Here is an 8,121-nt window from a genome sequence, read left to right as displayed (position 1 = left end):
GGGTCCGTCACCGCCGCCGCGACGCGGCAGGTGCGGGTCAGGGGGCCGCCTGTCGGGGCCTGATCCCCGACCGGAAACACCCTGACAGACCAAGGATAAGACCAATGACGAAACTTGCTTTTTTCGCGGGCGCGATCGCCCTTGCCCCCCTGTCCGCGCTGGCACATGACGGCATGCATGTGAACGACGCCTATGCCCGCAGCGCCAATCCTATGACCGGCGCCGTCTTCATGGAGCTGGAAAACCACCGCGAGGTCGATTGCACGCTGCTTTCGGTCGCCTCGGATGCGGCCGAGCGTGTGGAACTGCACACCCATCTGCACGAGGATGGCGTGATGAAGATGGTCCATGTCGAAGAGGGCTTCCCGATCCCCGCAGGCGAAACGCGGCTGCTGGACCGGGGCGGCGATCACGTCATGCTGCTGGGCCTGACGCGGCCTCTGGCGGATGGCGACGTGGTGCGTCTGACGCTGGATTTCGGCGATTGCGGCTCTGAGGAGGTCGAGGCAGTGGTGGACAACCAGCGCATGGGCGGCGACCACGGCGAAGGCCATGATCACGGCCATGCCCATGGCAAGGACGATCATTCGGGCCACTGAGCCCGTGCGTGCCGGGCCCGGTTCGCGCCGGACCCGGCCTTTGCGGCCCTCCTAGCCCGCGCGGCGCAGGCGCAGCGCGTTGCCGATCACGCAGACCGAGGACATGGCCATCGCCCCCGCCCCCAGCATGGGCGAGAGCGCCGGGCCTCCGAACGGGACCAGAACGCCCATTGCCACCGGGATCAGCGCGGTATTGTAGGCAAAGGCCCAGAACAGGTTCTGCCGGATGTTGCGCATCACCGCCCGCGACAGCCGAAGCGCCCGGACCACCCCCGCCGATTCGCCAGAGATCAGCACGGCATCCGCCGCCTCGATGGCGATGTCGGTGCCGCTGCCGATGGCCAGCCCTGTCTCGGCGGCGGCCAAGGCCGGGGCGTCGTTGATCCCGTCCCCGACAAAGACCGTGTCGGCGCCCATCGCGCGGATCGCCTGCAGCTTGTCCTGCGGCGAGAGACCCGCCCTGACCTCGTCCAGACCCAGCTCGGCGCCCACCGCCTGCGCGGTGGCCGGGACGTCGCCCGACAGCATTACCGTCCTGAGCCCCATCGCATGCAGGGCCGCGACGGTCGCCCTGGCATCCGGGCGCACCCTGTCCGAGAGGGCAAGGCTGGCGACATGCCGCCCATCGACCGCCAGATGAACCGGGGTCGCGCCCGCGCGGGCTGCGGCCTGCGTCTGATCCAGCAGGGCCGGGGCGGCGGTGATGCCGGCCTCGGTCAGGGCCGTTTCGTTGCCGATCAGCAGCGAGAGGCCATCGACCTCGGCCGTCAGGCCGCGCCCGGCCTGCGCCTTGACGCCCTCGGCGCGCGGAAGGGGCAGGGCGCGGGCCTCGGCCTCGTGCAGGATCGCGCGGGCCAGCGGATGTTCGGATTGCGCCTCGGCGGCGGCCATCAGCGCCAGCGCGCGATCCTCCGGCAGGCCCTCGGTCCAGATGCCGGTGACCGAAGGGCGACCAAATGTCAGCGTGCCGGTCTTGTCAAAGCCGATCACGCGGGCCGAGGCCAGCTTTTGCAGCGCATCGCCGCGCCGGAACAGGACGCCGAGTTCCGCACCGCGCCCGCTGCCCACCATGACGGAAACCGGCACGGCCAGCCCCATCGCACAGGGGCAGGCGATGATCAGGACGGCGACCGCCGCCACGACCGCCTCGGCCAGACCCGGGCCGAAGGCCAGCCACAAGGCCAGCGTCAGCGCCGACAGCGCCATGACCACGGGCACGAAGATGCGCGTGACCCGGTCGACCAGCGCCTGGACCGGCAGGCGCGTCGCCTGAGCGGATTCGACCATCGCCACGATCCGCGACAGCACCGTGTCCGCGCCCGTCGCCTGCACCCGGTAGGTCAGGGCCGAGCCGCCGTTCAGCGTGCCGCCGGTCACCGCATCGCCCGGCGATTTCAGCGCGGGCAGAGGCTCGCCGGTCAGCATGGATTCATCGACATGGCCCTGACCCTCGGTCACGACCCCGTCCAGCGCCACGCGCTCGCCCGGTTGCAGCAGGACCAGATCGCCGGGCCGCAGGGATGCGGTCGGCACGAGGACCGGCTTGCCGTCGCGGATCAGGCGCGCCTCGTCGGGGGCCAGTTCGATCAGGCGGCGGATCGCCTCGCCTGCCTTGCCGCGCGCGCGGGCCTCCAGGTAGCGGCCGGTCAGGATCAGCGTGGCGATGACAGCGGCTGCCTCGAACCAGACATGGCGCGAGGCTTCGGGGACCAGCGCTGGCGCCAGCGTCACGACCGACGAGAACAGGAACGCCGCCCCCGCGCCAAGCGCCACGAGGCTGTTCATCTCGGGCGCGCCGCGCAGCAGGGCGGGGATGCCCGTGGTGAAGAAGCGTCGTCCCGGCCCCGCCAGAACCGCCGCCGTCAGCGCCATCTGGATCAGCCACAGCGTCTGGTGGCCGACCAGCCCGTGCAGCCAGTGGTGGAAGGCCGGGACCGCATGGCCGCCCATGTCCAGCACAAAGACCGGCAGGGTCAGCAGCGCGGCCCGCAGCGCATCGGCGCCCAAAGCGCGCGCCTCGTTGTCATGGATGGGCGCCTTGGCCTCGCCAGAGCCGGCAGGGCGGGCGGGATAGCCCAGCCGCGTGATCATGTCGGCCAGATCCCCCGCACTGGCCGAGGGCGCATGGCTGATCGTTGCCGCGCGGGTGGCAAGGTTCACCTGCGCCTCGGCGATGTCGGGGCGGGCCTCCAGGGCGCGCTGGATGCGCGCGGCGCCGGCGCCGCAGGTCATGCCCTCGATCTCGATCCGGGTGGTGGTCAGGTCGGCGGGATAGCCCGCGCGGGTCAGCGCGTCCTGCACCTGCGCCAGGGTCGCCCCGTCCAGCCGCAGATGGGCGTGGCGGGTCATGGGGTTCACGCTTGGCTCGATCACGCCGGGCAGGGCGGCCAGCGCCTTGGTCGCGCGCGAGGCGCAGCCCCCGCAGGAGATGCCGCGCAGGGGAAGGTCGATGATGTCGGTCTGGGTCATGGTGATGTCCGCTGAGAAGGGCCGGGAAGGGCGGGCTTTCTCAGGCGGCGGGAGGGGCCTGCGGATGTGCGGGCGCGGCGCGGGGCGGGAAGGCGGCGCGCGGCGGGTGCCGGTCGGGCCCGGGCCGGCGCGGCGCCTGCGTCTGGGGGTGGCTGGCCGGGCGCAGGCAGCGGCAGGCGCGATCACCGCGCCCGCGGCACAGATGCCGGGGGCGGGCCGCCTCGCGGCGGGGCGCCTGAACGGGCGCGCTCTGGTGGGCTGCGCAGCACATGGTTCACAGATGTGCCTCGGATGCCTCTGCGTCAAGCGCCATCAGCGCCGCCGAGTTGCGCGCGGCCCCCTTTCGCGGCTATCCTGGCCGGACGGAATGATACGGGATACCGCCATGAACCGCCGCCAGATGCTGCTGTCCACCCTGCCCCTGCTGGCCCTGCCTTCGGTCGCGCTGGCACAGGCCGCCGACCCCTATGCCCCGACCGAGGTCGCCATCCGCGACGATTTCGAGGTGGGCAGCATCGTCGTCGTCAGCCGCGACTTCTTTCTTTATCACGTGATCGCGCCGGGCCGGGCGATCCGCTACGGCGTCGCCGTGGGCCGTGACGAGCTGGTCTGGAAGGGCAAGGCCACGATCGGCCGCAAGGTCGAATGGCCCAGCTGGCGCCCCACACCCGAGATGATCGCCCGCAACCCCGCCGCCTATGAGAAATACAAGGACGGCATGCCGGGCGGGCCGCAGAACCCGTTGGGCGCGCGGGCGCTGTATCTCTATAACGACCGCGGGCAAGATACCGCCATCCGCATCCACGGCACGACCGAACCGGGCTCGATCGGGCGTGCGGTCTCGAACGGCTGCCTCAGGATGCGGAACGAGGCCGTGATGAGCCTGTTCGACCGCGTGCCCATCGGCACTCCGGTCTACGTCTTCTGAACCGGTCCAACCGGATGTCATCTGAAGGCCCCGGCATCATCGCCGGGGCCTTCTTGCATCCGGGCGCTGGCACTGTCGGCGCTGTTCCCTGGGGAACAGCCAGCGCGGCCGCAGATGGGGCAGAACGGGCGGGCAGAGAACGGTCCGGTGCCGGTCCGTTGCCTGCCGCAGGTCGAAAAGCCTGTCTGCATTGTGTCAATGGTGTCTGTTTTCCGGTCCCCCGGGGCAAGCTCTGCGCCCCACACCAACTTGTCCGGGGGCCCGGTTCCGGAGCGTTCGCAGGCGGTCGATCTGTTTCCCCCGGTCACGGGGGCAGGTGACGGTTGGGCGTGGCGGGGTCAAACGCCACGCCCGGGCCGCTCCGGGATCAGGGTCGGGCGGGTTCGCCCTCGCTCAGCCGCGACAGCATCTCGACATCGCAGACCAGCATGCTGCCCTCGCGCCGGATCGCGCCCGATTGGGTCAGCGCGCCGAAGGCCAGGTTGATCTTGGGCCGCGAGGCGCCGAGGATCGCCGCGATCTCGCCCTGATGCAGGTCCAGCCGCAGGCGGCGTTCGGTTCCCTTGCCGGGCGCGCGGGCCAGGGCATGCAGCAGAAAGCGCACCAGCCGCGCCTGCAGGTCGTAAAGCGCGATGGATTCCATCTGGAAATTCGTCTGCCGCAGATGCGCCGCCAGATGCCGTGCAAGGGCCAGCCCCAGATCGGCATGGCGCCGGGCCAGTTCCTCGAACCGGGGGCGGGTCAGCGTCAGGCAGGACGTGTCGGCCAGCGCGGTGGCATCGGCGGAACGCGGCTGGCCGTCCAGAACCGCCATCTCGCCCAGAACATCGCCGGGGCCGAGCGTGGTCAGCGCGATCTCGCGGCCCTGCGGGCTGGCCAGCGACAAACGGATCCGCCCGCGCGTGATGGCCAGCAGCAGATCGCCCGGATCGCCACGCGAAAAGATCAGCGCGCCCTGCGACCAGCGCATGGGCTGCATGGCCGATGACAAGCCGGCCAGCGTCTCGGGTTCGAGGCCCGAGAACAGGCGGCAGCCCCGCAGCGCGCGCAGGCGCGTCTCGGCGCCGTCTGCGCCCTGCTGATCCTGGTCCTGTGTCATGTTTCGCCGATGCCGGTCATGTCGTCCTGCTGGGTCGCGTCACGGAAATGGCCTGCGGACGATACTGCGCGCGGTCGGTGGCAACAACCGCGAACTGTTCCGCCCGGAACAGACAGACGCCCCGTCCGGGCGCAGGGTGAAGAGACAGCACGGCCCGGCGACCGGGCCAAGCCCAGAGGAGGACAGCATGTTTCCCCACCACTCGATCATGTCGCAGCTGATGAACACCTACATGCCGGGCCCCATCGATCCCGACCTGCAGCAGCCCCGAATGGGCTGGATGGGCCGCCTGAAGGCCCGGATGGGTCTGGCCGACGCCGCAGGGCGCCTGCGCGCCGCCATCGAACGCCGCAGGAGCGAGGCTGCGCTGGAGGCCGAGATCGAGCGTCTGGCCAGCCTGTCGCCCCATCTGCTGCCCGATATCGGTCTTGACCCGGTGAAGCGCGATCTGGTCGAGCCAGAGCTGCAAGCCCGCCCCGACATGCCGATCACTGCTGCCCCTGCGCCGCAGAGGCCGCGCGCCGGTCGCCCGCGTGCGGCGGCAAAGCCCGCCGGCCCGGCCGCGCTAAAGGCCCCCGCCGCCTAGAGCGCGGCGATCTCGACCGGTTCGCTGACGCCCTTGAGGCTGGCGCTGCGCCGTTTCGCGCCGGACAGATCGCGCCCCGCCGCCTGCCAGACCGCAGCCGAGGCCAGAACCTCGCCCGGCGCGGCGGCGGCGGCGATGCGGGCCAGCACGTTCACCTCCAGCCCGAAGGCGCTGATGCCCTGGATGCGCCCGCCGGCCCCCGAGACGGTGCCCATGAAGACCTCGCCTGTATGGATGCCCACGCCGACCGGCGCGTCCTCGGGGCGGTTGCGCGTGGCGATCATCTGGCGCGCCAGCTCGCCCGCCTTCATCGCCTTGGCCGCGTGATCGGGGCCGACAAAGCCCGGAGGCCAGACGGCAAAGACGGAATCGCCCTGAAATTCCAGCAGGAACCCGTCGGTCCGGTCCAGGATCGTCGCCACGTCGTCCCTGAGCGCGCCGACCCGCGCCGCGAATTCGCGGGCCGAGACCTGTCCCGACAGGGCGACAGAATTGCGGATATCGACCATCATCATCGAGATCGGCACCTCGGCCCCGCCGGGAAAGGCATCCAGAAAGCTGTCGCAGGCGGTGCAATAGCGCGGATTGCGGTCGGATGCGGCCAGCCCGCGCTTGCGCATGATCCAGCCGCCGATGCCGCCGAACGGCACCTCGCACAGCTTGCAGCGTGGATGGCCCGGCAGCAGGCGATAACGCCGCTGCTTGCCGATCAGGACCGGATGGCCCTTGGCAAAGACCGTGTGCCACAATTCGGCATTGCCTTCGTGCTTTTCCATCATGGCGCCTGCCTTTCTGCGCCTTGTCAGGCGTCGTCCTTCAGGATCATCGATTTGGGGGTGCGGCTGACCTCGAGGCTGACCTGATCGGGGCGCAGCGCGTCGGGGCTGCTGAGGACCGCGCTGCCGAACAGGAAGCTAGGCCCCGGCATCACCGTCAGCGCGGGCAGGATGCCGCGATAGAGCAGCGTCAGCGGCTTGTCGGGCGTGATCGGATTGGTGCGCGGCAGGCATTGGCGGTGGTCGTGGTGGTGACGCAACCGGATCGAGGGCGCGGAAAAGACCATCCCCGCCTCCAGCGCGGCATCGTCCAGCCCGTCGGGGCGTTCGCGCAGGCTCAGCACGTGGTCGTAATCGGGGCCGAAGGACAGGGTCTGGAACGGGCCGGAATGCAACCGCGCGGTCTGAAGGTTGGTCAGATGCGCCTCGTCGCCCTTGCCCCACATCAGATAGGTGGCGAATTCCGGCTGGATCAGGTGATGCGCGAAGGGGCGGAACATCACGATCCGGCCGACCTTGACGGTGAAGTCGGTCAGCAGCGGGCGCACGCGGTCGCGGCTCCACGGATAGAAATGGGGATCTTCCTCGGCGCGGTGGGAAAAGGGCGGCAGGCCCTGGAAGATCTGGGCGCGATAGGACCGGCGCCGCCCGCTGGCCAGTTCGGGAATGGTGAACAGGTCGTTTTCATCGTTCGACAGGACGAACCAGTCGCCCGGATGATGGCGGCGGTGGCGGTCCAGTTCGGTCGCGATGGCAGGGGGCAGGATCACCTCGAAGATCAGCTGATACTTGTGTTCCTCCATGTAGAACTGGGTCATGTGGACGGCAAAGACCGTCTTGTGACCGACCAGCGTCATGGCGTGCTGATGGGGGTGGTTGGCGATGCGCGGCGCCATCATAAGATCACGCATCGTGGCGTCGTGGCCTTGCCCGCCATGGCCTGCGTGATCGGGGCCATGCGGGGCGTCGTCGTGGTGGCAATCATGGTCCATATTGAGGTCCTTTTCCCAGAAGGCCCGTCAGGCCGGGGTGATGCCGTGGCGCGCCATCACGGCCTGGGCGGCGGCGCTGGCCGTGTCCGACAGCGCGTCGCGCAGGCTGCGCAGCACCCGCCCGCCGCCGGCCTGCGACAGCCACGGATTCTGCGTGGTCGAGATCAGAAAGCCCATCGGCAGGCCCTCTTGCGGATCGCAGCCCGCGCGGCGGCAGAAATCGCTGACCAGCGCCTGCCCGTAATGGGCCGGGTCGAATTCCGAGGCGGTCACGAACATCGGCTGCGTCGGCACCGATCCGCCATTGAAGGATTGCAGGCTGAGGCGGCGATAGATCAGGTCGTTCATCTCGTTCATCAGGGCGGGATCGCGGTTCGGCCCCTCGGCCGAGACAAAGTTGAACGCATAGGCGGTGATCGTCAGATCCGGCCCCAGATCGCGGAACAGGTCGAACAGGCCGTCATCGTCATGCAGCGCCTCGATCAGGTCGGCATCGCGCAGGGGCAGGATGTCCTGCCGGATGCGCGCGCGCTGGTCCTCGATCTCGCGCGCGGTGGCGCCGGGCTGGTTCTCGGCGGGCAGGCGCTGAAAGGGGGTGACGGTGAAATCCGGCCCTTCAAGGCAGACCAGCATCGCGTAGAAGCGCTTGGCGTTGAACAGGCAGCGCGCCAG

8 protein-coding genes are annotated in these 8,121 nt (G+C 70.0%); 3 read left to right on the top strand and 5 right to left on the bottom strand.

The genetic code is table 11. The annotated features are described in order from the left end of the window. Window positions 1-104 precede the first annotated feature (104 nt). A complete protein-coding gene (locus tag QAR72_RS15265) occupies window positions 105-599 on the top strand; it encodes a copper chaperone PCu(A)C (protein ID WP_304618234.1) in 495 nt (164 codons plus the stop codon). Between the two features lie 51 nt (window positions 600-650). On the opposite strand, the gene QAR72_RS15260 is transcribed toward QAR72_RS15265, so the two are convergent. Next, entirely contained in the window at window positions 651-3,068 is a 2,418-nt protein-coding gene (locus QAR72_RS15260; protein ID WP_304618233.1) for a heavy metal translocating P-type ATPase, read from the bottom strand. Window positions 3,069-3,453: 385 nt separating this feature from the next. On the opposite strand from QAR72_RS15260, the gene QAR72_RS15255 reads away from it, so the two are divergent. Next, window positions 3,454-3,996 (top strand): L,D-transpeptidase, encoded by a 543-nt coding sequence (locus QAR72_RS15255; RefSeq protein ID WP_304618235.1) that lies wholly within the window; start codon window positions 3,454-3,456, stop codon window positions 3,994-3,996. A gap of 367 nt (window positions 3,997-4,363) precedes the next feature. Here the strand turns inward: QAR72_RS15255 and QAR72_RS15250 are convergent, their stop codons facing one another. After that, a complete protein-coding gene (locus QAR72_RS15250) occupies window positions 4,364-5,095 on the bottom strand; it encodes a Crp/Fnr family transcriptional regulator (RefSeq protein ID WP_304618232.1) in 732 nt (243 codons plus the stop codon). A gap of 187 nt (window positions 5,096-5,282) precedes the next feature. Here QAR72_RS15250 and QAR72_RS15245 point away from each other — a divergent pair, with 187 nt between their 5' ends. Next, on the top strand, window positions 5,283-5,681 hold the full coding sequence (locus QAR72_RS15245; protein ID WP_304618231.1) for a hypothetical protein: 399 nt from the start codon (window positions 5,283-5,285) through the stop codon (window positions 5,679-5,681). Here QAR72_RS15245 and QAR72_RS15240 read toward each other — a convergent pair. From QAR72_RS15240 to QAR72_RS15230, 3 genes are all read right to left on the bottom strand, one after another. After that, on the bottom strand, window positions 5,678-6,460 hold the full coding sequence (locus QAR72_RS15240; protein WP_304618230.1) for an adenylate/guanylate cyclase domain-containing protein: 783 nt from the start codon (window positions 6,458-6,460) through the stop codon (window positions 5,678-5,680). The two genes, QAR72_RS15245 and QAR72_RS15240, sit on opposite strands and share 4 nt — an antisense overlap. Before the next feature lie 23 nt (window positions 6,461-6,483). Next, window positions 6,484-7,449 carry a hypothetical protein gene (locus tag QAR72_RS15235; protein WP_304618229.1) on the bottom strand — a complete coding sequence of 322 codons (966 nt, stop codon included), beginning with the start codon at window positions 7,447-7,449 and terminating at the stop codon, window positions 6,484-6,486. A gap of 27 nt (window positions 7,450-7,476) precedes the next feature. Then, a partial coding sequence (locus QAR72_RS15230; protein ID WP_304618228.1) for a hypothetical protein occupies window positions 7,477-8,121 on the bottom strand: 645 nt, incomplete at its 5' end.

It is taken from the genome of Paracoccus sp. (in: a-proteobacteria) (assembly GCF_030604785.1).
In the GTDB taxonomy this organism is placed as follows: Bacteria; Pseudomonadota; Alphaproteobacteria; order Rhodobacterales; family Rhodobacteraceae; genus Paracoccus.
This window is presented reverse-complemented; position numbering and strand designations above follow the sequence as displayed.